The 26,223-nt window shown below is 61.3% G+C and carries 19 protein-coding genes, 2 tRNA genes and 1 pseudogene; 11 read left to right on the top strand and 11 right to left on the bottom strand.

Going from position 1 to position 26,223, the window contains the following annotated elements:
* Positions 1–2: 2 nt before the first annotated feature.
* The 3 genes and pseudogenes from glpD (at position 3) to ACQY7X_RS14700 (ending at position 3,374) form a co-directional block, all read left to right on the top strand.
* Positions 3–1,516: pseudogene (glpD, locus tag ACQY7X_RS14710) on the top strand (glycerol-3-phosphate dehydrogenase).
* Positions 1,513–2,493, top strand: coding sequence for a 2-dehydropantoate 2-reductase (locus ACQY7X_RS14705; protein ID WP_428246165.1), 981 nt, complete (start codon positions 1,513–1,515; stop codon positions 2,491–2,493). The pseudogene glpD and the gene ACQY7X_RS14705 overlap by 4 nt, the downstream one beginning before the upstream one ends.
* Before the next feature lie 29 nt (positions 2,494–2,522).
* Complete coding sequence (locus ACQY7X_RS14700; RefSeq protein WP_428246164.1) at positions 2,523–3,374, top strand: alpha/beta hydrolase; 852 nt, start codon at positions 2,523–2,525, stop codon at positions 3,372–3,374.
* A 1-nt stretch (position 3,375) separates the two neighbouring features.
* On the opposite strand, the gene mobA is transcribed toward ACQY7X_RS14700, so the two are convergent.
* The 5 genes from mobA to ACQY7X_RS14675 all read right to left on the bottom strand — a co-directional run bounded on the left by mobA (position 3,376) and on the right by ACQY7X_RS14675 (position 7,512).
* Positions 3,376–3,999 carry a molybdenum cofactor guanylyltransferase MobA gene (gene mobA, locus ACQY7X_RS14695; protein WP_428246163.1) on the bottom strand — a complete coding sequence of 208 codons (624 nt, stop codon included), beginning with the start codon at positions 3,997–3,999 and terminating at the stop codon, positions 3,376–3,378.
* A 121-nt stretch (positions 4,000–4,120) separates the two neighbouring features.
* A complete protein-coding gene (locus ACQY7X_RS14690) occupies positions 4,121–4,552 on the bottom strand; it encodes a CBS domain-containing protein (RefSeq protein ID WP_428246162.1) in 432 nt (143 codons plus the stop codon).
* Positions 4,553–4,617: 65 nt separating this feature from the next.
* Entirely contained in the window at positions 4,618–5,553 is a 936-nt protein-coding gene (locus tag ACQY7X_RS14685) for an exopolyphosphatase (RefSeq protein ID WP_428246161.1), read from the bottom strand.
* Positions 5,554–5,614: 61 nt separating this feature from the next.
* The gene (locus ACQY7X_RS14680) at positions 5,615–6,262 is read right to left on the bottom strand and encodes a glutathione S-transferase family protein (protein WP_428246160.1); all 648 of its coding nucleotides are present in this window, start codon (positions 6,260–6,262) and stop codon (positions 5,615–5,617) included.
* A gap of 29 nt (positions 6,263–6,291) precedes the next feature.
* The gene (locus tag ACQY7X_RS14675) at positions 6,292–7,512 is read right to left on the bottom strand and encodes a CaiB/BaiF CoA transferase family protein (protein ID WP_428246159.1); all 1,221 of its coding nucleotides are present in this window, start codon (positions 7,510–7,512) and stop codon (positions 6,292–6,294) included.
* A gap of 185 nt (positions 7,513–7,697) precedes the next feature.
* Here ACQY7X_RS14675 and ACQY7X_RS14670 point away from each other — a divergent pair.
* Positions 7,698–7,787: transfer RNA gene (locus ACQY7X_RS14670), tRNA-Ser, on the top strand.
* A 181-nt stretch (positions 7,788–7,968) separates the two neighbouring features.
* On the opposite strand, the gene ACQY7X_RS14665 is transcribed toward ACQY7X_RS14670, so the two are convergent.
* The 6 genes from ACQY7X_RS14665 to ACQY7X_RS14640 all read right to left on the bottom strand — a co-directional run bounded on the left by ACQY7X_RS14665 (position 7,969) and on the right by ACQY7X_RS14640 (position 20,633).
* Positions 7,969–13,974, bottom strand: a complete 6,006-nt coding sequence (locus ACQY7X_RS14665; RefSeq protein WP_428250065.1) for a filamentous hemagglutinin N-terminal domain-containing protein — start codon at positions 13,972–13,974, stop codon at positions 7,969–7,971.
* 157 nt (positions 13,975–14,131) lie between these two features.
* On the bottom strand, positions 14,132–15,685 hold the full coding sequence (locus tag ACQY7X_RS14660) for a ShlB/FhaC/HecB family hemolysin secretion/activation protein (RefSeq protein WP_428246158.1): 1,554 nt from the start codon (positions 15,683–15,685) through the stop codon (positions 14,132–14,134).
* 326 nt (positions 15,686–16,011) lie between these two features.
* On the bottom strand, positions 16,012–16,707 hold the full coding sequence (locus ACQY7X_RS14655) for a response regulator transcription factor (protein ID WP_428246157.1): 696 nt from the start codon (positions 16,705–16,707) through the stop codon (positions 16,012–16,014).
* Entirely contained in the window at positions 16,704–18,152 is a 1,449-nt protein-coding gene (locus ACQY7X_RS14650; protein WP_428246156.1) for a sensor histidine kinase, read from the bottom strand. The genes ACQY7X_RS14655 and ACQY7X_RS14650 overlap by 4 nt, the downstream gene beginning before the upstream one ends.
* Positions 18,153–18,709: 557 nt before the next feature.
* Positions 18,710–19,930, bottom strand: coding sequence for an ABC transporter substrate-binding protein (locus ACQY7X_RS14645; RefSeq protein ID WP_428246155.1), 1,221 nt, complete (start codon positions 19,928–19,930; stop codon positions 18,710–18,712).
* Between the two features lie 31 nt (positions 19,931–19,961).
* The gene (locus tag ACQY7X_RS14640; RefSeq protein WP_428246154.1) at positions 19,962–20,633 is read right to left on the bottom strand and encodes an HAD hydrolase-like protein; all 672 of its coding nucleotides are present in this window, start codon (positions 20,631–20,633) and stop codon (positions 19,962–19,964) included.
* An 81-nt stretch (positions 20,634–20,714) separates the two neighbouring features.
* Between ACQY7X_RS14640 and ACQY7X_RS14635 the strand changes: the two genes are divergently transcribed.
* From ACQY7X_RS14635 to ACQY7X_RS14605, 7 genes are all read left to right on the top strand, one after another.
* Positions 20,715–21,389 (top strand): GntR family transcriptional regulator, encoded by a 675-nt coding sequence (locus tag ACQY7X_RS14635; RefSeq protein WP_428246153.1) that lies wholly within the window; start codon positions 20,715–20,717, stop codon positions 21,387–21,389.
* Positions 21,386–22,690: an aspartate aminotransferase family protein gene (locus tag ACQY7X_RS14630; RefSeq protein WP_428246152.1), complete on the top strand. Its 1,305-nt coding sequence runs from the start codon at positions 21,386–21,388 to the stop codon at positions 22,688–22,690. The genes ACQY7X_RS14635 and ACQY7X_RS14630 overlap by 4 nt, the downstream gene beginning before the upstream one ends.
* A 234-nt stretch (positions 22,691–22,924) precedes the next feature.
* Positions 22,925–23,013 (top strand) — tRNA-Ser (locus ACQY7X_RS14625).
* A 187-nt stretch (positions 23,014–23,200) separates the two neighbouring features.
* Complete coding sequence (locus ACQY7X_RS14620) at positions 23,201–23,416, top strand: SlyX family protein (protein ID WP_428246151.1); 216 nt, start codon at positions 23,201–23,203, stop codon at positions 23,414–23,416.
* Positions 23,417–23,785: 369 nt separating this feature from the next.
* Positions 23,786–24,304: a chalcone isomerase family protein gene (locus ACQY7X_RS14615; RefSeq protein WP_428246150.1), complete on the top strand. Its 519-nt coding sequence runs from the start codon at positions 23,786–23,788 to the stop codon at positions 24,302–24,304.
* Complete coding sequence (locus ACQY7X_RS14610) at positions 24,301–25,614, top strand: MFS transporter (RefSeq protein WP_428246149.1); 1,314 nt, start codon at positions 24,301–24,303, stop codon at positions 25,612–25,614. The genes ACQY7X_RS14615 and ACQY7X_RS14610 overlap by 4 nt, the downstream gene beginning before the upstream one ends.
* On the top strand, positions 25,565–26,101 hold the full coding sequence (locus ACQY7X_RS14605) for a DUF3833 domain-containing protein (protein WP_428246148.1): 537 nt from the start codon (positions 25,565–25,567) through the stop codon (positions 26,099–26,101). Before ACQY7X_RS14610 ends, ACQY7X_RS14605 begins: the two co-directional genes overlap by 50 nt.
* Positions 26,102–26,223 lie beyond the last annotated feature (122 nt).

Genomic DNA, 26,223 nt, shown 5'->3' with positions numbered 1-26,223 from the left:
CCATGCAGCAGCCTCCTGCTGACCTTCTGGTCATTGGCGGCGGCGTCAACGGCACCGGCATCGCCCGGGATGCCGCCGGCCGCGGCCTCAGCGTCATCCTGGCCGAACGCGGCGACCTTGCCGGCGCCACCTCTTCCGCCGCCACCAAACTGATCCATGGCGGCCTGCGCTACCTGGAGCAATACGAGTTCCGTCTGGTGCGCGAAGCCCTGGCCGAGCGCGAAGTGCTGCTGCGCCTGGCCCCCATATCATCTGGCCGCTGCGCTTCGTGCTGCCGCATCATCCCGGCCTGCGCCCGGCCTGGATGATCCGTATCGGCCTGTTCCTCTACGATCATCTCGCCAGCCGCGTCAGTCTTCCCGGTTCGGTGGGCCTGAGGCTGACCGGCGACCCGCGCGGTGCACCGCTTAAATCTGAATTCACCCATGGCTTTGAATACAGCGACGGCTGGGTGGATGATTCCCGCCTGGTGGTGCTGAACGCCATGAGCGCGCGTGAGCTTGGCGCCCAGGTGCATACCCGCACCGCCGTCACCGCCGCGCGGCGCGAGAACGGCCTGTGGCATGCCACGCTGGTTGACCAGGATAGCGGCGCGAGCCGCGAGGTGACGGCACGCGGCATCGTCAATGCCGCCGGCCCCTGGGTGCGCGACCTGCTGGTGGGCGGCTTCGGCCGCAGCCCGAAGAATGCCGTGCGGCTGATCAAGGGCAGCCATATCGTGACGCGCAAGCTGTTCGAAGGCGCGCATTGCTACATCTTCCAGAATGCCGATGGCCGCGTGCTGTTCGCCATCCCCTATGAGCAGGATTACACCCTGATCGGCACCACCGACGTGGCGTTGCAAAGCCTGGATGGCCCGCCGCGCATCAGCGAGAAAGAGACCGACTACCTGCTGGCGGCGGCGAGCGAGTATTTCGCCAAGCCGGTGCAGCGCGACGACATCGTGTGGTCCTATGCCGGCGTGCGGCCGCTCTATGACGACGGCGAAAACGATCCTTCCGCCATCACCCGCGATTATGTGCTCGACCTCGAAGCCGATGCGGCGCCGCTGCTGTCGGTCTACGGCGGCAAGCTGACCACCTATCGCCGCCTGGCCGAACATGCCATGGACAAGCTGAAGCCGTTCTATCCCACCATGCGTGGCGGCTGGACCGCCACCGGCACCCTGCCCGGCGGGGCCTTGGGCGAATTCGGCGGCTTCGTTGCCGAACTGGCGCGTCGCCATCCGGGCCTCGACCCATCCTGGCTGCACAGCCTGGCACGCCGCCATGGCAGCCACAGCGATGCCATCCTGGGCGATGCCGCAAGCATGGGTGATCTTGGCGAACATTTCGGCGGCGGGCTCTATGCGGCGGAAGTCACCTGGCTGATGCGCCAGGAATGGGCGCGCGAGGCCGATGATGTGATCTGGCGCCGCACCAAATGTGGCCTGCGCATGAGCGCGGTGCAACGCGAGCGGCTGCAAACCTGGATGGCCGCCAACCGGCCCAACCTGAACGAGACGACTGCTCCATGAAGATTGCGATTATCGGCGCCGGCGCCATCGGCGGCTATATCGGCGGCATGCTGGCGCGCGCCGGTTTCGATGTAAGCCTGCTGGCGCGGGGCGCGCATCTGGCGGCGATCCAGGCCAAGGGCCTGACAGTAGAGATTCCGGGCGAGGATGGCGGCATCGACCGCTTCACCGTGAACCCCAAGGCCAGCGACGATCCGGCCAAGCTGGGCTCACAGGATGCGCTGCTGATCACCGTGAAGGCTCCGGCCCTGCCCGACCTGGCACCGCGCCTGAAGCCGATGATCGGCCCGGATACGGCCTGGGTCACGGCGATGAACGGCATCCCCTACTGGTACTTCTACCGCCAGGGCGGCACGCATGACGGCAAGCAATTGCTGAGCTGCGATCCCGCCGGCACACTGTGGCGCGATCTGCCGCCGGAACGTGCCATCGGCGGCGTGCTGTGGCTGCCGGCCAGCGTGCCCGAGCCCGGGCTGATCCGGCGCGGGCGCGGCAACCGGCTTTCGCTCGGCGAACCCGATGGCAGCAATTCCGCGCGCGTACAGGCAATTGCCGCAGCCCTGGCCAAGGCCGGCCTGGAAGCGCCCCTGCGCGGCGATATCCGCCAGGAAATCTGGCACAAGCTGTGGGGCAACCTGAGCTTCAGCCCGCTGGCGGTGCTGACGCTCTCGACGCTGGGCCAGTTGGCCGCCGATCCCGCCACGCGTGGCGTGGCGCGCGCCATGATGGTGGAAGCGCAGGCGGTGGCCGAGGCGCTGGGTGTCCAGCTTCCCGGCAGCGTGGAAGAACGCATCGACCATTCGGCGGCGATCGGCGCGCATAAGCCAAGCATGTTGCAGGATCTGGAAGCGCACCGGCCGATGGAAATTGAATCGATCACCGGCGTGATCAGCGAACTTGGCCGCATGACGGGCCTTGCCACCCCGACCATAGACCTGGTGCTGGCGCTGGCACGGCGCCGCGCGGCAGTGAATTGAACACACCGAAAAACAGCGGAGCACACGGCATGGAATGGCGCGGCCTGACAGCAGATCAGCTTGAAGCGCAATACAATCCGCGCCGCGCGGTGCCGGATTTCGAAATCCATTTCAAAGCCTACAAGGAACGTTCGGAGCAATCCCGCGCTGCGCATCTCGGCCGCTACGACATCCGCTATGGCAGCGGGCCGCTGCAAACCTACGATCTCTATCCCGGCGCCAGGCCGAATGCTCCGCTGTTCGTGATCATCCATGGCGGCTATTGGCGCGGCCTGGACAAGAGCCTGCACAGCTTCATGATCGAGCCTTATCTCGCCGCTGGCTGCGCCGTGGCGAATATCAACTACGATCTCTGCCCGGCAGTGACCGTTGACCAGATCGTGCGCCAGACCCAGGAAGCCCTGGTGCATCTGGCGCAGCATGCCGCGGAGTACAATGCCGATGCGGCAAAGATGGTGGCGTTCGGCCATTCCGCCGGCGCGCATCTGGCTGCCGCCGCCTATGCCCTGCCCTGGCCCGCCGACCTCGGCCCGCGCCCCGATCCGGCCGGCCTGGCGCTGGTTTCCGGCGTCTATGACCTGGAGCCGGTGCTGCATATCAGCGTGAACCAGGAAGTGCGCCTGGATGGCGCCATGGCAGCGCGCAATTCGCTGCTGCGCCAGCCGCTGAAACTGAAATCAAAGACTCTGGTGGCGGTCGGCGGCCTGGAGCCGCAGGCCTGGCTGGATCAGAGCGAAGCCTTCCATGCCGCCTGCCGCGATGCCGGCACGCCATCGCATGTGATGACGGTTGCCGGCACCAATCATTTCTCGGTGCTCTATGCCGCCAGCGATGCGCGGCAGCCGCTCACCGGCGCCATCCTGGGCATGTTGCAGGGCTGAATTATAAAGCGGCGCCGTAGCGCGCCCAGAGCGCCTCGGCCTCGGCCAGTTCCTCGGGCGTATTGGCATTGAAGAAGGGATCGACCGGATCGGTGACGAAGTCCGTCACCCCCAATCGATGCCGCCCGGTCCAGACATCCACCTTGCGGATGCCTTCGCGCGTTACCGCCGCATGCAGATCGTCATAAAGCGCCAGCGGCCACAGCCCCACCACCGGATTGGGCTGGCCATTGGACGCAACGCAGGCCAGTTCAGTCTCCATGGCATCGCAGACCTGTTCCAGTTGCGCCACCAGGTCGCGCGGCAGGAAAGGGCCATCGCTTGGCACCGTGACGATATGGGTGATATCCGGCTGATGCTGCCGCGCCCAGTGCATGCCCGCCAGCACGCCGGCCAGCGGCCCGGCGAAATCCGGCACCGCATCGGCCGCCATCGGCAAGCCATAGGAAGCAAAGCGCGCCGGATCGCCATTGGCGTTGAGCACGATGCCCTGCACCTGGGGCCGCAGCCGCTCGATGATGATTTCAAGCAAGGGCCGGCCGCCAAGCAGCTTCAGGCCCTTGTCGCCGCCGCCCATGCGCCGCGCCAGGCCGCCAGCCAGAATCACACCGAGAACGCGCCGCATCACACCCCTTCGCCCCGTCAATGGCCTTCACCGCGTGAATGGCTCACCAAATGAATGGGCCTGTTATAGCGCGGTGGCGCAATCGCGGCCACCCCGACCTTCGGCGTGGCCGTGCGGCAGCTCAGCCCGTGGCGATATACTGGCGCAAGGCCTCGGCTTCCAGTTCGGTGGCGGCGATGCGGCGCTTCACCACGTCCCCGATCGAGATCATGCCGACCAGCCTACCCTCTTCCACCACCGGCAGGTGGCGGATGCGCCGCTTGGTCATCACATGCATCACGTCCTCCACCGTATCGGCGGGCGAGCAGACCATGACATTGCGGGTCATCAGCGTATCCGCCGTGCGTTCCAGCAGACCCGTGCCGTATTGCGCCAGGCCGCGCACCACGTCACGTTCTGAGAGGATACCGGCAATACCGCCATCGGGGTTGAGCACCAGCACCGCACCGATGCCATGGCCGGCAAGCAACCGGCAGACGGCGGCAACGGTATCTTCGGGCCGGGCCGAGACCATGCCTCCGCCCTTATCCTTCAGGATCATCGCGACACTCATGACGCTTCCTCCTCTCTCCGTTATTCCGGCTCAAAGGGTTTTCCCGGCTCACTCGTGATCGACGGCTACAAATCCTCCCGCAAACTGGTAACGATCTCGCGCAGCACGCGCTCGGCTTCACCATTCTCCACCTGGCAGGTGCCGGCGCCGGCATGGCCGCCGCCGCCGTAATGCAGCAGCAACGGCCCGATCTCCAGGCCCGGTGCTCGGCCGAAAATCGTCTTGCCGACAGCGAGCACGGTATTCTGGCGGTTCACGCCCCACAGCACATGCACCGAAACGGAACAGCGCAGGTATAACGCATAGACCATGAAACGGTTCCCCGCCCAGATGGTCTCTTCATTGCGCAGATCCAGCACCACCACATTACCCTGCACCTGGCCGCAACGCTCAAGCTGCTCGCGGAAACGCGCTTCATGCTCGAAATACAGCATGGCACGCTCAGCCACATCCGGCTGCGCCAGGATGGCATCAATATCGGCGCTGCCACGGCAGAGTTCGATCAGGTCCAGCATCAACTGGTAGTTGGAAATACGGAACTGCTTGAAGCGGCCCAGCCCGGTGCGCGCATCCATCAGGAAGGAAAGCAGCGCCCAGCCCTTCGGCTCCAGCACATCCGATACCGCGAAGGCTGCCGAATCGGCCTTGTCCACCGCGGCCATCATGGCATCGAACTTGGCCGGAAACCGCTGATGGCCGCCGAAATGCTCCCACACGACGCGGGCCGCCGAGGCAGCGGCCGGATGGATGATGTGGTTGGCCGGCGCCGTGCCGATACGAAAGGCTTCGCTCAGGTGATGATCGAAGCAGAGATGGCAATCCGGCTGATAGGGCAGATTGGTGATGATATCGCGCGGCCCGATGGCGATCAGGCCATCCTGCATGTCCTTCGGATGCACGAACTTGATCTCATCGACCAGCCCGAGCTCCTTGAGCAGCACGGCGCTGGCCAGCCCGTCGAAGTCGCTGCGCGTCACCAGCCGGTATGTTCCGCCGCCCATGGCCTTCCCTCCGGGGTTACAGCCTTAAGTCTCGGTCAAGCCGCGCCGGCTGGCAAGGGGATCATTTCACCAGCATCTTGCGGGCGCCGTAATCCAGTTCCGCGAGTACCTTGGCACTGACCGCATCGGCCTGGAGTGCCGCCCAATAGGCCGCCAGCCGGGGCGTGGCGAAGCAGTTTTCCAGGCCGATATGCTCGGCCATCAGCGCGGCGAAGAACAGCACCGGCAGCAGCGAGCAATCGGCCAGCGTGTAATCGTCGCCCAGCGCGAAAGGCCCCGGCCCGAGCTGGCCTTCCAGCAGCCCGAGCGCGCGCCGCAGTTCGGCATCGGCCTTGGCGACGATCTCGGCATCGCGCTTCGCCGGATTGGCCTGGCGGAACAGCTTGCCGATGGCAGCAAAGACATAGAGATCGCCGATCTGCATCAGCAGCCGCATGCGGGCACGGGCTTCCGCCGCCTCGGGCCGCAGCGGCTGCTCGGGAAATCTGTCTTCCAGGTATTCCAGGATGACATGGGACTCGGGCAAGGCCGCGCCATCATCCAGCAGCAGCACCGGGATCTTGCCGATCGGGTTGAGCTTCAGGAATTCCGCCGACTTCAGGCCGCTCTGCGGCGGGAAGATGATCTCGACGGGCAGGTTCTTGCGATAGATCTGCAGCCGCACGCGGGCGGCATAGGGCGAGCCCTTCACCGACATCAATTGCATCATATCCCCCCTACAGTATTTTTCGTTTTTACTCAGATCACGCCGCGTTTGCGCAGGCCTGCCAGCCTGTCCGCATTGAAACCAAGCTGCTCGGCCAGCACCTCGTCGGTATGCTCGCCCAGCATCGGCGGGCCACGATCATAGGAAACCGGCGAATCCGACAGCCGCAGCGGGCTGGCCACGCTCGGCACGCTGCCCATGCGGCCATGCGGCACGTCGCGGCGCAATTGCCGCGCCTGCACATGCGGATCGGCGAATACCTTGTCCACCGTGTTGATCGGGCCGCAGGGTACGCCGCGCTTTTCCATCGCCAGGATCAGGTCATCCATGCTGCGCTTGGCAGTCTCGGCGGCGATCAGCGGGATCAGGGCATCGCGATTCACCACCCGCGCGCCGGGCGACTTGAAACGCTCATCCGCCGCCCATTCGGCGTGGCCGAGTTCTTCCGCCAGCCGGCCGAACTGGCCATCATTGCCCACTGCGATGATCACGAAGCCATCGCTGGTCGGGAAGCTCTGATACGGCACCACGGTGGGGTGGCCATTGCCGAAGCGCACCGGCGGCTTGCCGCCGACCAGATAGAACAAAGCCTGGTTGGCCAGCGTGCCGACCTGCACATCCAGCAGCGCCATATCGAGATACTGGCCCCGGCCGGAACGCGCCCGCTGGTGCAACGCACCGAGGATGGCGATGGTGGAATAAAGCCCGGTCATCACATCGGCCAAGGCCACGCCGGCCTTCTGCGGCCCACCGCCCGGCAGGTCGTCGCGCTCGCCGGTGATGCTCATCAACCCGCCCATGCCCTGGATCAGGAAATCGTAGCCGGCGCGCGGCGCATAGGGGCCGGTCTGGCCGAAGCCGGTGATCGAGCAATAGATCAGGCGCGGATTGAGCGCGCTGAGGCTTGCGTAATCCAGGCCGTATTTCTTCAGGCCGCCGAACTTGTAATTCTCCACCAGCACATCGGCCTTGGCGGCCAGCGCGCGGATGATCTCCTGGCCCTCGGGCGTCGCCATGTCCACGGTCACCGAGCGTTTGCCACGGTTGGCCGAGAGATAATAGGCGGCATCGCCCGGCTCGCCGGTTTCCGGGTCGGTAAGGAAAGGCGGGCCCCAGCGGCGGGTGTCGTCGCCCTCGCCGGGCTTCTCCACCTTGATCACCGTGGCGCCCAGATCCGCCAGATTCTGCGTCGCCCAGGGGCCGGCCAGCACCCGGCTCAAGTCCAGGACCACGATATCGTCCAATGCCTGCATCTGACCCGTTTCTCCCCGCCCCGAAAGGCCAGCCAAGGCCTTGATTCCCAGGCAGTATCCTAGCCCGAAAGCGGCCGCAGCTTAACCCCCGGACAAGCCTTGCGGGGGCGGGTGCCATGGGCTATGGTCCGCGCCGCTTTCGACCCCGTCCGGCCACCCAGCCGGACTTTACAGGTCCCCCTTGCGGAGAGGTGCCAGAGTGGTCGATCGGGGCGGTCTCGAAAACCGTTGAGCGTGCAAGCGTTCCGTGGGTTCGAATCCCACCCTCTCCGCCAAAAATCCATACAGCATATTGAAAACACATGGATTTTTATAAATCCATCGGGGCCAGCAGAATCCTGTTAGCAAACAGACATAGGGGCGTGTTGTTCCGACGGTACGAGCCAGCAAGACCCGCCATTAAATGGCCGAACACCGCGGGCAATCTCGCTTCAACAGCATGAAAATCTCAGGCGCTCAATAGCGCTGCGGTCTACCCGGCCCGTCCATGGTCAACTCGATCAGGCCGAAGAAAAAGCTCTCTTTCTTGTAGATGCCGACTTTCCTCAATCGATCCGGCGGGTAACCCATGGCGACGGCATCATCGTAGCTAACACCAGCATTCGCGAGCGCGGCCATTACTGAATATTCATTGGGGAAAAGGCTCCAGGTGGCGCTAGCGCTGAGCCGCAGCGGCAGCAAAAACCGCATCAGATTGCTCTCTGCGCCGCGATCCGGCCGCATGGTTCGGCCCAGGTCGCCAGAGAATTCGGCGATCTGCTGCAATGTGATGCCGGAATCCAGCACTTGCTGGGCAGAATAGCCAGCAGCAAGCACATCACCAATGGTGAAACCAGCCTTCAGCATCGCCGCCGGCGGGAAGCCGGCATTGCGGATATCCTGCACCGGCCGTACCGCCAGGGCAGCATCAGCTTCCGGCACACCAATACTCATCAACGCGGCCTTATCAAGACCAGCCGCCGCCAGCTTCGGCGCCGAAACGCCTTGCGCCAGCAGGTCCTTGGGGGTGAAACCAACAGCGCTCAATTGCGCCAACGATACCCCATTTGCGAACAGGCTGCTGGCGGTGTGGCCAACCGCCAGCAATGTCGGCAGAGAAATACCGTCCTTCAGCAGCTGCGCCAGACTCGTACGGCTTTTAGGGCCGATGGCGCTGAGTGGCCAGCCAACAGCGCCCATGCCGTTCGTCACTTCGGCCTGGGTGTAGCCAGCTTTGAGCATACTAGTGACGAGTTCATCGTAGCGTGCCGCGCTCTCGTAAGTAGGATTGGTTTTTGCAAACAGATAGCGTGAGGCCGGCACATTGGCCGCCTTCAGATCCGGCAGCGGATAGTCTGCGGCGATAAGATCACGGACATCGTAGCCAACGTCCCGCAGCAAGGTCGCGGGCGCGCCATTCGCCCGCATTTCTCCAGCGGAATAGCCTGCCCTTGCAACAAGCGAGATATCGACACCGGCCTTGATCAGGTCGCTGGCAGAGTAACCAGCCTGGGCACGCAGCTCATAGGGCGAGTATCCTGCTGCCAGCAGGTCGTTAAGACTGTAGCCTGCATTGCGCAGATCAGCCGAATTGTAGCCTGCATTGCGCAGATCGGAAGATGAGTAATCCAGTCCCTTCAGCGTCTTGGCATCGACCCCGGCTGCCCGCTGCTCTTTCGGAGTATAGCCGTTGGCCTTCAACATGGCGCTGTCGTAACCGGCAGCCAGCACGTCCTTGGCGGAATAGCCCGCGCCTTTCAATTCAGCCGTCGGATAACCACCTTTCAGGAAATCCGCCACGCCATAGCCGGCCTTGCGAATATCGGTGGCAGGATAGCCGCCAAGCCGCAGATCGCTGAGGCTGTATCCGCCGGCCGCCATCTCGGAAACCGTCAGGCCGGTCGCCCGCTGATCCTGCACCGGTATGCCATTGGCCTTGAAGTCCTTCGGGCCATAGCCGGCGCCACGGGTTTCCGCCAGGGGATAGCCCGCCTTCAATAAATCCATCAGATCGGCACCCGCCCCCCTGACCTCGGCAGCGGAATAGCCGACCCCGCGAAGATCGCTATAGCTGGCACCCACCGTCACAAGATCTCTTGCCGGATAGCCGGCGCCACGCAAATCACCGAACGAATATCCCAGCGGCGCCACTTCCGTGATTGGGAAGCGCGCCTTGCGGAAATCACCGGCTTCGAAGCCCTGATCTTTCAGCGTTTGCGGCGTCAGGCCCGCTGCCTTGAGTTCGTCGGCATATTTCACCCCGGGGCCGATGGCGTATCGGTTTGTCTTGAGGATATCGGCGACACTGGTGAGGCCAAGATCGAGTGTTTGTGCAACGGGAAAGGCGAACTGGAGCAGCTGCTTCTGCTCTGGCGTGATTGTTTCCGGCGTAACCCCGCGCAGGAACATGATGGCATTGCTGCCCGGCAGCATCCATAGGTCATCGAAACTGTAGCCGCTGCGCCACAATGTGCCCACGGAGTAACCCGCATTGATGATCTGATTGCGGTCGTAGCCAAAACTCGCCAAGTCGGCAACGGAGTAGCCGGCATTGCGCAATTCGCTGGCCGGCGCTCCCATTTTACGCAGATCTTCCGGGCTGAACCCGGCGGCAAGCAGGGCCGCAGTATTGCGCCCGGCTTGCTGCAAATCCCCGTAGCCGTACTCCAGCGCCTTCAATGTTGAAAGCTCGTACCCGGCATCGAGCAATTCACGAGCGGTATAGCCGGCCTGTTTCAAATCGGCCGGACCATATCCCGCAGATGCCAGTTGGCCAATGCCATATCCCTGGCGGCGCAAATCGGTGGCGGAATAGCCTGCGCCGCGCAGATCTTGCAGCGGAAACCCTGCCTTCACCAAATCGCTGAGAGGATAGCCGGCGCTGCGCAGTTGAACGATATCAAGACCGGCTGTGCGCAATTCGCCCGCCGTATAGCCGGAACGTCGCAGTTCGGTGGGGGTGAATTGCGCTTCCAGAAGGTCTGTCAGCGGAAAGCCAGTGCCTTTGAGTTCGGCGAGCGGCACACCAACGGACTTCAGTTCCGATAATGTATAGCCAATGTTGCGCAACTCAGGAGTACCGTAGCCGATTTGCCGTAAGGTCAACAGCGGCGTACCCGCATCGCGCAATTCAGTCGCATCATAGCCGGCCTGCTTCAAACTGGCCGGATCAAAGCCTTCGCCTTGCAGATCAGCGGCGGAATAACCAGCGCGCTTCAGTTCAGAGTTGGGATAGCCCAGGGCGAGGAGTTCACGCGCAGTGAAGCCAATGTCATGTAGACCACTGGCATCATAGCCGGCCTGCTGGAAGTAGCGGCCAGGCAAGCCCGCAAAATGCAGCTCACTGTCGGTCAGGTCGAGCGACTGCCTTAGGTCTGCGAGCGAATAGCCGGCATCAAGCAATTGCGAAGAGGAATATCCCCGTCGGGCCAGTTCTGCCGGTTCGTAGCCGGCCTGGCGCAATTCCGCAGGCGTGAAGCCGGCGTCAAGCAGGTCAGCTAGCGGCGCACCATTCGCCTTCAGCGTGGCGAGCGGAATGCTATCTGCCTTCAGATCAAACAGCGAAAAGCCGGCGGCATAGAGGTCTTTGATATTATACCCGGCGGCCAGCATGTCATTGATGCTGTATCCGGCTTCCTTGATAAAGACCGGGGCATACCGCCCCTCCTTGATTTCAGCCAAGGGAATCCCGGCGGCACGCAAATCCTCAACAGTATAGCCAGCAGAACGCAGATTGCTGATCGTGTAGCCAAACTCCAGAGCGATGAGCGGAGACCGGCCCAGAGCAAGCAAATCGGAGAGCCTGGGGCGCCCTTCATCCAGCAGCGATACCGATGCCGTCTGCACAGCGCTGCCGACATCACGGCTGATCGAGGCGCTATCGGTGGAAGCCTGGGTACGCCGCGCCTGATCGGCTACCGAATCGCTTGAGCTAGAGCCACCACCGCCCAGATTGCCAACATCGGTGCCAGCAATGGTATAGGTGAAGCCGTTACCGCTGGCCGGTATGCTCGCGCAACTGATGGTGGGGTAATTGGAGCAGCTGTACCGCTCGAAACCGGTGAGCGCGCCGCGCGTATCATTCGCCGGATTGACAGAGCGGATCAGCCAACGCCCATTGCTCGCATCGACAGTACCGCCGTTATTAATGAAGCTGGCACCAGCAAGTGTGATCGCAGTACCCGTGGCAGTGCTGCTGATCGCGGCACCATTATCCAGAGTGATGGCACCGCTACTCATGATCCGCACCGGCGTGGTGAAAGCTGTCAGTGTGCCGCCGATGGTAACGGGGCCATTAGACATGCCGCCGATATTAAGCAAAGTAGAACTCTGAAACCGGGTCAGAACAGCATCGCTGATGCTCAGCAATCCAGCGCCCGTGCCAATGCCAACACTGCCGGGAAAAGTGGACGGATAGATAGTCGCCTGCGTGGTCGCCGTCACTGTCGTAGTGTTGCTGACGGCAAGGCTATCCGTACTTATATTCACATTTGCCGCCTTTAGCGTGACGGCGTTGGTGGAGTCGAGCTGTACGTTACTGCCGGTCAGATTGACGTAATTCGTGGTCGGCGTGCTGCTGACGCCATCCCAGCCCAGCGCGACCGTGGCGCTGCCGTTCGGTGTCGAGAAGCCGATCTTGCCGCCCGTGGCGGTGAGGCCGATACCGCCACTGCTGGAATATATCGCGGTCTGCTGGGTGCCGCCATCAAAGGAAATACCGTAGGCCGGGTTTGTGCTGGTCGTGGCCTGCGTACCTGTAATGGTTATGGCCTGCGTGGTGGTGGAAATCTCCACCCCACTGCCGATATTAACGCCAGAACTGAAGCCATTGGTACCACCGGTACTGTCGCCTCCGATACCAGTCAGCTGGATCTGGCCGCTGCCGCTGGTGGAAAGCTGTGAACCGCTGGCAATATCAATACCGATAGATGTGGCGACACCATCAGCCCCCTTGCCGCGCAGGTTGAACGAACCACCACCGGCATTGATGATGCTGCCGTTGATGAACAGGCCGCGACCGCCATTGCTGCCGGCTACGCCTTGTGCGGTGCTGGACGTGCCGCCGCCGGTCATGATCACGCCGCCGCCGCGGGTGATGATCGAGGAGTTGCTGCCGATGTAAATACCGCCGCTATTGCCGGCCTGGAACTGCACTGTCAGGGGATTACTGCCGGAAGTGGCGGCGATGGAAGTATTGTCGGCCAGCGAGACGCCTCCATCCGCCCGCACCGTAAAGACAGTGCCACCAGAAGCCGTGATAGTCGGGGTGATGCTGGAATTGATCGACACATTGCCCGTACCGGCAGCGCAGCTTGCGTAGGTGCTTGGGCAACCGCTTGTATTCAAGGTGACATTGGTTGTTGCCAGCGCGGTGCTGAGTGCGCCAGCGCCTGATGTACCGATCGTCAGATCATTCGGATCGAGCAGCCATTCGCCTGGCCGGCCCTGCTGCGCACTGGCATCCACCACCGCGCCAGCGCCGATATCAAGCAGGATGCCCGAGGTTTCGATGAAGCCGCCATCGCCACTCCGGCTGCCGCCGCGCGCCCGGGCCTGGCCGTTGAAGCGGGTATCCTGGCTGAAGAAGGCGATGCTGCCGCCATCACCGGCCTGCCCGGCGGAAGCTGAAAAGGTGCTGCCCGCATTGACCGAAACAGAGGCGGTATCCCAGCTGCCGATGGTAATGCGGCCGCCATCGCCCTGGCTGCCATCGGCGCTGATGGCGGCATCGGTCAGCGTGATCGGGCCATTGGCGCTGGCGGTAACGGTGCCGCCCGTGGTGCCGTTTGCCGATACTGTGCCACTGACGCTGAGCGGGCCGCTGGCCTCCAGCACGATCTCGCCGCCGCGCTCCACCAGGCTATCGGCGCGGATCACGCCGCTGGTATTGATGGCGCCACTGGTCAGGGTATCCAGCGCCTTGGCGGTCAGGATCACCCGGCCGCCCTCGGCCACTACCATGGCGCGGTTATCGATCAAGGTCTGGATCGTCGCCGGCTCGACTTGTAGCGACAGATTCTGGCCAACCTGCATCACCACGGTTTCGCCAGCGGCCAGGGCCACGGTGCCAAGGCGGGCAGAAATCAGGCCTTCGTTGCGCAGTTCCGGCGCCAGCAGGGCGATATAGCCACGTTCATTGGCGGTCAGGCTGCCCTGGTTGACGATCTGCCCGGTGCTGCCATTGCGCTGGAAACGATAATTGCCGGCCATAAAATCGTCGTCGCGGATGCTCATGGTCGAGCCGACCAGACCGCCGACATTGACCTGCGCATCGCGGCCGAACACGATGCCGGACGGATTGACCAGGAACACCTGGCCATTGGCCGTGAGCTTGCCAAGGATTTCCGAGACGCCGCCGCCGGTGACACGATTGAGCGTGACGGCGCTGCTGTTCGGCTGGTTGAAGTTCACCCAGGCCTGGCTGCCGATGTTGAAGCTCTGCCAGTTGATGATGCCGCGCTGCGTACCCTGGGTCACATCCATCCGGCTGCCGGACTGGCTGATCGTGGCAGAGCCCGCCGCCACACTGCCGCCGGTCGGCAGGGTGGCCGGCTGGGTCTGGGCCTGCGTCAGACCCGATGCGAGCAGCGCCGTGGTGGCGAGGAGCCAGTATCCGATGCCGCGCATTGCCTGCCCCCCCCTAGAACTGCAGCACGGCCTGGAGCCAGGCGCGGTAGCGGTGCTTGTTGCCGTCGGCATCATTGCCCGAGGCATCATGGCCGGCATTGCGGCCGATCACCTTGGCCAGCGTACCGGTGAGGGTCAGGGCCTGCATCGGCGTCCAGGCCAGGGCCAGGCCAATCCCCTGGAGGGCATAATTGTTCGGCATGTCGCCGCGCGGCTGCCAGTTGCTCCAGGGATCGGTATGCTGGCGCAAGAAGCCCAGGTCGTAGAAGCCCGAGAGCTTCACCGCGTCATCGACCTTCCAGCGCAGTTCCAGTCCAACCCGGCCGCCGCTGTCGCCGCTGCCCTCGCCGCTGGGATAGGCACGCACCCGGTCGATGCCGCCGAGCGAGAACTTCTCCGAACTATCCAGGTTGCTGCCCGAGGCCTGCACCTCCAGCATGGTGATCAGCGTCCAGGCATCGTCCAGCTTCTGCTCGCGCGCGGCACTGGCCGCCAGCTTGGCGTAGAAGCCCGCCGTGCCGGCCGTGGTACGGTCGGTGGCAGCGCTATCGGGTGAGCGGTCCAGATTGAGATGGCCTGCTGTGCCGGTCAGCGACAGACTGCTGCTGCCGCCGCCGAACCAGTCATCCACCACCGTGGCGGAAAGGCCCAGCGCGGCCGCATTGATCCGCTTGTCGTTCAGGGTCGCGCTGACGGCGCGATCCTGCATCATCTTGAAGTCGTAACTGCCGGAAAGCGTAAACGACAGTTCATTGCCCCGCAGCAAGGGATAGGTGGCGCTGCCGCCGGCGCTGAGGCTGTAGCCATTCAGCCCCAGATTGGCGAAGCGACCGCCGACTTCATATTCCAGCGCCGAGGCATTGATGCCCAGCACCAGGCCGGAATAGCCCACCGGCAGGGCCATGGCGAGCCGGGCATAGCGCGTGCCCTCGCTGGTCAATGCCACCGCCGAGTATTTCTCGCCGGCGCCGAAGGGGTTTTCCGCGTTGATCGTCGCCAGCCCACGCAGCACCCCGGTGGAGGTCGAGCCGCCATTGTCCAGGGTCGCCGAACCGCTGAACAGCGGCTTGTCCTCCAGCAGCAGGATGGCGTCGGTCTCGCCTTCCTTCTCGCCGGCACGCAGGGAAGCCTCGGCCTTCACGCCGGGCACATCCTTCAGCACCGCCACGGCTTCATCCATGATGCCGAGATCCAGCGTCTCGCCCGGTTTCAGCCTGTGCTCGATGAGGCCAACCGCCAGATCGCGATCAAGGCGGCTCCTGCTCGCCGGATCAACCTTCACCTTGCCGAGCCTGCCCTGCATCAGCACGATCTCGACCACGCCATCGCGAATCGTCTGCGGCGGCAGATAGGCATGCGCCAGCTTGCCCTTCTTGCGGCTGTAGTCGCTGAGCTTGCGCGCCGCCGCCTGCAGTTCGGAGAAGCTCAGCCGTTTGCCGGTATAGCCCTGCAGCAGCGGCGCGAGTTCTTCCGCCGGAATGCCATCCGACCGGATGCGAAACTCCTTCACATAGACCGACTGGCCTTTCTTCTCCGGCAAAGCCTGCTCGGGCGGCGGCTGCGTCATCGGTGCCAATGGCGCAGGAGCCGGCTGACCACGCCCGGTTGCACGCTCAGTCTCACGCAGGATGCTACCCGCGTCCTGGGCCAGGGAGGACCCAGAAAACGTGAATGCAGTCAGCAATGTCATGAGAAAGGCAATCGCAGCCAGACTTCGCATTTTACAAGCGCTAATCGACGCCCCCAATTCGATTATAAATCGCGCTCATGCGTATGGATCGGCCAGCAATCGCCGAGCGCGGTTGGCCGAAATTAGCCCTCGCCCTTGCACACCAGCAACAATTCAATTCTCGTCAAATCTGTCAGATTCTTTCAGGCGGCAGCTTTGATGATTTAGCGATCGACGCGGCAAGAGGCGCTGAATATATAGCCCTGGCCGTATATCATTTTGATCGGGGGCTCGGCTTCCGTGGCTTGGCGTATCTTGCGACGGAGACGGTTCACAACGGTATCCAGATTACGTGCATCGGCAACTGCTTGCGGACGGATAATGGCCTGCACCAGCCAGTCGCGGGAGCAGGGCTGCCCCACTCGCTCGAAAAGTGCAGTCAGAAAAGACAGCTCCGTGGCCGTCAGCTTTATCATCTTGCCATTGGGGGTGGTCAGATACCAATCAACAGCATTGAGCCGCCATACCCCATTCTCGCCGGGTGCCAGCTTGCCGGCATTCGCGAGACGGCGCAGCAGGCTTTGTACGCTGGCGCGAATTTCCGGAAGAGAGGCCGGCTTCACCAAATAGATATCCGCGCCGCTGTCGAACCCTGCTATGCGATCATCACTCTCACTCAGCGCCGTCAGCATAATCACACCGCAATCACAGCGGATGCGGATATCACGCGCCGAATCGAAACCGCTGCCATCGGGCAGTCCAACATCAAGGATGACAATATCGGGGATTTCGGCATCCAGCGCCTCGATTAACTCGCGACGGCTTGCCACGCCTTTGCTGGCATGACCCAACAAGGAAAGGTATTCGACAAGATCGCGCCGCAATGCCGGTTCGTCTTCCACCACCAAGATACGGTTCATGTCGATATTACCGCGTGGTTTAATGGGATGCCGGGCAACGGCAGATATATGGCTGCAACCGTGCCCTGGTCTACCGCAGGCCGCAGAACAAGCCGGCCGTTATGAAAATCCAGCAATCGGCGAGTGTTATAAAGGCCCAGGCCGGTACCGGTCGCGGCTGCGGTGTTTGAGGCGCGAAAGAAGCGACTGCCAATAGAAGGCACATCCTCCTGCGGGATGCCAATGCCAAAATCCCGCACCAGCAACACAATCTCATCCGACTCTCGTGATACTGTTACTTCTATCACGGTATCATCTGGCGAATATTTGAGCGCATTGTCGATCAGATTAATCAGCGCCGTCGCGAGCATCTGGGGATCGCCACAATACCGTGGCAATGCATCAGCAAACGAATAACGCAGACGCCCTGCGCCATCCAGCCCATCAAAATGCTGCTGCACCCTGGAAATCAGATCCGGCAAAAGGATTTCTTCAGACTGGACCGCATCCTTTTCACGCCGGTCCGCAGCAAGAAATCGCTCGGTGAAGCGGACCAGACGCTGCACGGCGCCATGGATTGTTTCCACCCGTTCCGTGACAGCCGGCAAGGCCTTGTCGGTAACCACGTCGATCATTTCGGCAGCGCGATCGATAACGCTCAAGGGCGTGCGGAATTCATGCGTCACCATGCGCAGAAGCTGGCGCTGTTCCTTGCGTGCTGCTTTTTCTGCTTCCAACGCCTTCGATGCCATTTCCTGAAGCTGTTTGCGTTCCTCGACTTCAAGAGACAAGGCCTGATTGCGCGCGTGGAGATCGGCCTGAAGGCGGTATCCGACCATGCCGAGAATGACCAGGAATATGCAGGTCATGACAAAGTGGAAAAAGACATAATACCAGCCCTGAAGAATGGCTTCATTGGAGCCGCCTTCCCAGTATATCAGCCGGATGGTGATGATACTGCGCAGCATAAGCGCACAGAATTGAGCTGATATCACCCCGAGACCGATCCAACGAACCAATCGCGGCTGGCTGCTGTCACGCCAGAGAATGAGAAATATGGCAATCGAGATCAGAATGCCGATGGCATTGCTGGCCAATACACGCATTCCGACGTTATCAGGATCAATCAACAGCGCGACCGGCCAGAATATCGCCGCAAACACGACACAAGCGATCAATAGACGCGGGAATCCAGACTGATTGAGAAGCCGGCCCCAGCCATAGACGATCAATGCACTGGCCACGGTAATAGTGAGGTTGTGAGCAATGATGTTGAGACCGACAAGTTCGCTGAAATGACCGCGAAAAATCAGCAGCAGCATGGCGATGCCATAGCAGGCAAACCCGGCGGCAAAATACTTGATAATATGTAACTGGCGTTGCGTCACCCACACCACCAGAAACACGCAGCCCTGCAACAACAGGGTAAACGTGATCATGAAAACACTTGTGGTTATATCGAGCATTACCCAATCCGCTGGGCTGATTGTTTTGAGTGGTGAAGAAAAACGCCCCCGGCTGGGTGGCCTGTCAACAATCCTAGTTTAGTAGTCGGGCAACAGGCAATGGCAGAGCCAAGGCGCCACGGCCCTTTAATAGCGTGGCAATAGGCAGCCAAACTCCAACTCGGGCATCGAAGCCGCTGTAGGCCGACAACACCGTCCGGGATCAAGAAGTGGAATTGATTGCTTCTTTTTGGTTGCAGAATGGTGCGACCGGATAACGCCACGCTATAGTTCCGGGAAGCCCGCTGCTTTGCGCCCGCTGGCTGGTGGCCGAATTCGAATGATCTGGTGGATAGCGCCAGCCGCACGGCGCCGACGCTCTACGCCGGACAGGCGGACAAAATCCGTATTAAGACATCGCCGGATTCCTTCTCGGCTCATGCCAGGCCTAGCTCCAGCTGACGGAGTTTTTACGCCATTTTCATCGCCCGCAGCTTTTGTGTTGCGCCCCTTGGCGACGAAATGAAAAGGGCTGCCGTGAAGCACGGCAGCCCTTTTACGCAGCCGGTTTGATTCTCTCAGGATTTCTTCAGCAGCGGGCATTCGCTTTCCGCTGCCGGGCGGAAGGCCTTATCGCCGGGAATGACGCCGATCTGTTTGTAGTAATCCCACGGCGCCTTGGAATCAGCGGGCGATTTCACTTCGAACAGATACATATTGCGCATCACGCGGCCATCGGCCCGCACGGTGATATTCTGACTCATGAAGTCGTTCACCGGCAGCGCCCGCATCGCTTCAGCCACCTTCACACCATCATCGGTGCCGCTTTTCTCCACCGCCTTCAGGAAATGCATGGTGGCGCTGTAGACACCAGCCTGGAGCATGTTCGGCTTCTTGCGCGCCTGCGCCTCGAACCGTGCGGTGAAGGCACGGGTCTGGTCGCTCTGATCCCAGTAGAAGGCTTCCGAAACGATCACACCCTGCGCTGCCTTGAGGCCGAGGCCGTGGATCTGGTTGATCAGCAGCAGCAGACCGCCCAGGCGCTGACCACCCTGCACAATGCCGAATTCCGCCGCCTGTTTCACAGCGTTCAATGCGTCGTCGCCGGAATTCGCCAAGCCGATGATCTTGGCCTTGGAGCCCTGCGCCTGCAGCAGGAAGGAGGAGAAGTCTGGATTGTTCAGCGGATGCCGCACACCACCCACCACCTTGCCGCCGGATTCGGTGATGAAGCGGGTGGCATCGCGTTCCAGCGCATGGCCGAAAGCGTAATCGCTGGTGAGGAAGAACCAGGTATCGGCGCCCTGCGCGGTCAAGGCGCGTGCCGTGCCGCTGCCCAGGGCATAGGTGTCGTAGGTCCAGTGGAAACCGGTGGGCGAACAGGCCTTGCCGGTCAGGTCGGAAGTGGCGGGGCCGGAGAGAATGGCGATCTTGCCGCGATCCTGCGCCATCTTCTGGATCAGCAGGCCAGCAGCGGACGAACCGCCATCGAGGATGGCATCGACACCATCCACATCCATCCAGCGGCCGGCAACGCTGCCGACGATATCGGGCTTGTTCTGGTGGTCGGCGGAAACCACCTCGATGCGCTTACCCAGCACCTTGCCGCCGTAATCCTCCACCGCCAGCCGCGCCGCGATGGACGAGCCTTCGCCGGTGACATCGGCAAAGACGCTGGAACGGTCATTGAGTACGCCGATGATCACCGCGTCGCCAGAAATTTGCGCCTGGGCGGTGGCGCTGAGGCCTGTAGCAAGAGTTGCACAGAACATCAGGGCAAGCATGGACTGTCGTTGCATGGCTTTCTCCTGGGGGGTGAAGTGGCTGGGATTACGCGATGCCGAAGCCGCGCAATGTGGGCGGCAGGCTGGCCATGTCATGGATATGGGCGGTAACCAGCGCCGGATCGTGGCCGGAATTCTCGCGATCGACCCAGACGCGGCGGATGCCGAGCGCATGCGCCGGCCGCATGTCATGCCACCAGCTCACGCCGGCATGCACCCAGCGCTCGCGGGCCACGCCGGTGATCTGCTCGAAGCGCTCGAAATGCCCCATCGCCGGCTTGTAGCTGCCGACCTGCTGCGCCGTCACCACCAGGTCCAGCGGCACCGGGAAAACAGCGCGGGTCTCGGCGAAAAGGTCGTCGTCGCAATTGGTCAGCACCGCCAGGCGCCAGCCATCTTCACGCAGCGCAGCCAGTGCCGGCCCGGTATCGGCGAAGAACGGCAGGCTGTCCCATTGCCGCGCCAGCACCGAGGAATCGCCGGGCTTAAGTTCCAGGCCGATGGCCACGGCGGCGCGCTCGATGGTCAGCCGCAGCACATCCTTATAGGAGCGCGAGGGCGCCTCACCCTCAGTGGCGATTTCCGCTTCGTGATAGGCATGCACCAGGGCATCGGTACGGTCGCCGGCAATGCCCTGGAGCAGCCGGCGAAACCCGGTCTGCCAGTCAGCCAGCGTGCCAAAGCAATCAAAACTCACCCATTTTTCGACTTTTTGCATCGTACCCCCGCTTTCGACTTGACCCCACTATCCGGCCAGATTATAAGATTGTCAACAATCTAAATTTAGAAAGGTCAGCAATTGGCACAGCATCTCAGCGTGATCGGCGCCCTCAATGACCAGGTCACTCTGCTGCTGAAGCAGCGGATCTTCTCCGGCGAGATGCCGCCGGGCAGCCGGGTGGTGGAGGTCGAACTGGCGCAGGACCTGGGCGTCAGCCGCGGCACCCTGCGCGCCGCGTTGCAGCAGCTCGCCTTCGAAGGGCTGATCGTGCAGAAGCGCTTTCACAGCACTTTTGTGGCAGCCTTAAGCGCCCGCGATGCCTATGAGATCTACACCCTGCGCAACACGCTGGAGGCGATGGCGGCGCGGCTGGCGGCGCGGTGCATCGATGCGCGCGGCAAGGCCGCGCTTGGCGCCGCGTTACAGACGATGGAACGCGCCGCCGCCAGCGGCCAGCGCGGCGAGATGATCGACGCCGATTACGGCATCCACCGCTGCATCTTCGGCCTCACCGACCACAGCCGGCTGCAGGCGGAATACAAGCTGCTGGAAGGCCAGACCCAGCTTTATCTGCGCCACACCGCCGGGCTGGATTACGACTTCCCGGAAATCCTCGGCATCCACCGCGCCCTGGTCGAGGCGATTGCTGCGGGCGATGACGTTACCGCAGAGCACCTGGCACGCGACCACAATACGCCCGACGGCGAGAAGATGGTGGCGCTGCTGCAGCAGGAAGAAACAAACGAGGCATGACCATGCTGGATACGATAGACACCGCCTCCGCGCTGCGGCAGGCGGTGGCGGAAGCGCATGACCGCTATCGCGCCGAGAACCCGAAATCCGCCGAACGCCAGGAGACTGCGGCAGCGCATTTGCCCGGCGGCAATACCCGCAGCGTGCTGCATTACGCACCGTTTCCACTGGCCTTCGAGCGTGGCGAAGGCTGCAGGCTATGGTCGGCGGATGGCCATTGCTACACTGACTTCCTTGGCGACTACACGGCGGGCCTCTATGGCCACTCGCATCCGCGCATCATGCAGGTGCTGCATGAGACACTGGACAAGGGCATCAGCTTTGGCGGCCATAACCTGCTTGAGGGCCAGCTCGCGGCCCTCATGTGTGCGCGCTTCCCGTCACTTGACCTGATCCGGTTCACCAATTCCGGCACGGAATCAAACCTGATGGCGTTGGCCACGGCAGCAGCACTTACCGGCCGGCGCGGCATGCTGGTATTCGAGGGTGGCTACCATGGCGGCGTGTTCTCGTTTGCCGGCGGCGGCAGCCCGGTGAACGCACCCTATGATTTCATCGTCGCTAGCTACAACGATCAGGCAGGCACGGCGGCGCTGATTGAACAGCATGCGGGCAAGATCGCCGCGATCCTGGTGGAACCGATGCTGGGTGCAGGCGGCTCGATCCCGGCGGATGCCGCCTTCCTGCATCTGCTGCAGCGGGAAGCGCAGCGCATCGGCGCTCTGTTCGTACTCGACGAGGTGATGACCTCGCGGCTGCATCCGGGCGGCCTGCAGATGCTGCATGGCCTCAAGCCCGATATCACCACCTTCGGCAAGTATCTCGGCGGCGGCATGTCGTTCGGCGCCTTTGGCGGCAAGCGCGCGGTGATGGAACGCTACGATCCCGCCCGGCCTAATGCCCTGCCCCATGCTGGCACCTTCAACAACAACGTACTCTCCATGGCTGCCGGCATCGTTGGCCTGGGTGAAATCCTTACCGAAGAAACCCTGACGGCCATGAACCGGCGCGGCGACGCCTTGCGCCAGGGTCTCAATGCGGAAGCCACAAATCGCGGCCTGGCGGTGCAGGTCACCGGTATCGGCTCGCTGATGACTGTGCATTTCACCGTAGAAGCGCAGCAGCAACAGCTGTTGAAGGAATTGCTGTTCTTCGATCTGCTGGCAGAGCACTTCTGGCTGGCCCGCCGGGCCATGATCGCGCTGAGCCTGCCGGTGACGGATGGGGATTGCGCTGCCTTCATTGCTGCCTTTGGCCGCTTCCTCGACCGCCGCGCCAGGCTGATTGAAAAAGCCTCCTGATCCATTCTCGATCTGCTTACCGCTGAAAAAAACGCCGCCGGACGATAGTCCTGGCGGCGTTTTGATTTGGGGTGTGGCAAGAGCGCCTTAAGGCGTAATCTCCGATGCCCAGTCGGCCGGATCGGTGGCGGCCTTGAGATAGGCGGCGGCGAGGCGGTCTGGATCATGGGCTATGGTCTGCGCTGCTTTCGACCCCGTCCAGCCACTCAGCCAGACTTTACAGGTCTCCCTTGCGGAGAGGTGCCAGAGTGGTCGATCGGGCGGTCTCGAAAACCGTTGAGCGTGCAAGCGTTCCGTGGGTTCGAATCCCACCCTCTCCGCCAATATCCAGATTAATATGTTGAAATTATTGGATAAGTTTTAAGGCGATGGAATTATCCTGTGCGCCACCCCAGAAAATGAAATTCGGCCTTAACATTTCGTCTAGCATGCAGGGCTAACCATTTTTGCTAGAGCCTGACGCCTGATCTCGACGCATGAATGCATTCACGAGAAGTAAGGATTGAGCCTATGACTGATAGTAACATCTCAGCGCGAGTCGATGCTCTTGAAGAACGCATCACATATCAAGATGAGACGATAGAGACTTTAAATCAGGCCATTACAAAGCAGTGGGCTCAGATCGACAAACTCACGCGGATCGTTGAGGTGCTGACCGAGCGACTGCGCGAAGCGGAAGCAAAGGCAGCCCAAGGCCTAACCAGTGAGCGCCCACCACATTACTGAATTGAGTTAACTAAATTCATTTCTAAAACTAGAGAGAGCCTTGCATCTCGCGGTTCCGAGCCGAACTGCCTGGGAATGCCATCGTCATCAAAATCAGGTCGCAACCATCGGCCGGCTGACCGTGGATAAGAGGCGTGAGGGCGGCGCCCCGTGCCTGACCTCAAGAGGCGCCTCGCGCCGATAAGGCATTCTGGTCCAATGGCGAATTTCACTCTACGCCCTCAATCCATCTGATCCAGCGCGAACACTGCCGCGTATCTAGAGAGACCGGGCCAGAAAAAATGACCGTATGGCAGCCAAGCGCATGCTTGCGTAACGACCGTCTTCTTTTTCCTGGGAACACCCAATCGACACATTAGGAGTTGTGGCATGCGGCGTAGAATCCTAGTGTTTTTAGGCACCCTGCTCATCTGCCTTCAGTCGGCTCTAGCGACGGAAACCATTGTTAGTTCGCTGCCTGGAGCATCCGTCGTCGGTCGGGGAGTTTTGTCCTACGCTTTTTGGGATGTCTACAAAGTCACGCTGTACGCCCGGGATGGCCGATTTGACTTCAACAAGCCCTTCGCCCTGTCGATAGAATATTTTCTCGCAATCAGCGGCAAAGATATCGCCGACAGATCGATGCGGGAAATGCGCAAGCAAGGCTTCAGTGACGCGGCAAAACTCGCCGCCTGGCATGAGCAGTTGAAGGCAATCTTCCCTGACGTTCGTAATGGCACGGTGCTATCTGCCGTCTATGCGCCCGAGCAGCAAACCACGTTCTATAACGGACCCACGATAATTGGGACAATTGCTGGTGACGACTTCGGTCACGCTTTCTTTGGCATCTGGCTTGATGAAAAAACGTCCGAGCCGAGATTGCGGCGTGCGCTTTTGGGGCTGTCATGAAGGCTCAAAGCGTAACGAGAAAGTCACTCGCCCAATACGGCTTTCTCGCCTTGCCCGTCGCCTTCGCCGGATTTCCACTATACGTCCTCGCACCTGATTTTTATGCCACGAACCACGGAATATCCCTGACGCTGCTTGGCACATTGCTCCTGATGATACGTCTGTTCGACGCCGTTCAAGATCCGTTGATAGGCTGGCTGGCAGACAATCTGCACGACCGTTTCGCATCCATTGTAGCTGCGGCAGCGATTGCGCTTTGTTTGGCGATTTTTGGACTCTTTAACTTCTCCTTTATTGGCCCGGCCATCTGGTTTGCGCTATGCATGGTTCTGTCGGTCACCGCTTATAGCGTTTTGACTATTATCCTTGGGGCAAAGGCGACGCTTTGGACAACAGATAAAAATGACCAGACACGGATTGCGGTTGCACGCGAGAGTTTCGGGCTGGTCGGGTTAGTGGTGGCCGTTTCCCTGCCAACGATCCTCGATAAGGTCGCCAAGCCGGTCGATACCTATATGTACTATGCCGCGCTACTTTCCGCATTGATGTTTGTGGGAGTTTTGGGCTTCTCAAGACTGCCCGTGACGAGTAAAGCCACAGATAGTTCCAACCCGCCTTTCTTTGCTGGGCTGCGCGCTTTGCCACCAGAAAGCCTCCGTCTTCTTGGCGTCTACAGCCTCACCATGCTTGCCTCCAGTGTACCCGCAGTCCTGGTCATATTTTATGTGCGCGACCTTCTGGGTGCCGAACACCTGACTGGACCATTCCTGCTTCTGTATTTTCTTTCAGGCGTCGCGGCCATGCCGCTTTGGCGGATCATTAGTGCACGGGCTGGGAAATACGAAGCGTGGTGCACCTCAAATATTCTCGCTGTGGCCGGCTTCTTCGGCGCCCTTTTCCTCGGTAATGGCGATGTCTGGGCCTATGCTGCTGTTTGCATCGTCTCGGGCTTGGCACTCGGTGCGGACTTAACACTTCCGCCTTCCATTCTCGCTGACCACATTCATGCACGCGGAAATTCTGCTTTCTCCGGGACGCATTATGCCCTTCTTGCATTTTGCACCAAAGCCAGTCTCGCCTTGGCTTCAGCGATTGCTTTACCCGCCCTCGATGCCGCCGGGTTCAGGCCGCAAAGCACCAATTCCGCCTATGCCTTAATGGCACTGTCCATCTCATATGCATTGATACCCTGCGTTCTCAAACTTTTTGCCGCAGGGCTGCTGTATGGACTCCTTATTCACCCGTCGTCAGGAGCCGGTAATGAAATACATCAAGGCCATAGCAACCATAGGCATTCTCATGATTCTTAACGGTTGCACCGGAAACAATCTCCACTACTACAAGGGAACAACTCCGCAGGCAGACCTGCGCGAATACTTCAATGGCCCGGTTAAAGCATGGGGCATCGTCCAGAATTTCAATGGCCGCGTGACCCGCCGCTTCGACGTTCAGATGATCGGCAAATGGGATGGGGACGTCGGCACGCTGACGGAGAACTTCACTTATTACGATGGCGAGAAACAACAGCGCATCTGGACGATTAAAAAGCTGGCCGACGGCAGCTATGAGGGCTCCGCCGCGGACATCTTGGATAAGGCGATGGGCCAGACAGAGGGCAGCGCCGTGCGCTGGAACTACGTCATGGATGTTCCGGTCGGCGACACCACCTATAGACTACGCTTCGATGACTGGATGTGGGTGATGAATGACGATGTTCTGATCAATCGCTCTTATCTGAAAAAATTCGGAATCACTGTAGCCGAGCTCACCATCTTCATGCAGAAGCAACGGCAATGATTCATCAGCCGGAACTGGATCTACCAGTACACCCGTGAACAGTTCTAGAGCCTACCGGTCGAGCGGAGAAACATCAGGTAACAGTAGTACGGCCACACCGATCCCTTGCCGATCCAGCCGCT

The sequence above is a fragment of the Ferrovibrio sp. genome, assembly GCF_965278975.1.
GTDB lineage: Bacteria > Pseudomonadota > Alphaproteobacteria > Ferrovibrionales > Ferrovibrionaceae > Ferrovibrio.
The sequence above is the reverse complement of the archived record's forward strand: the minus strand, read 5'-3'. Positions and strand labels throughout refer to the sequence as shown.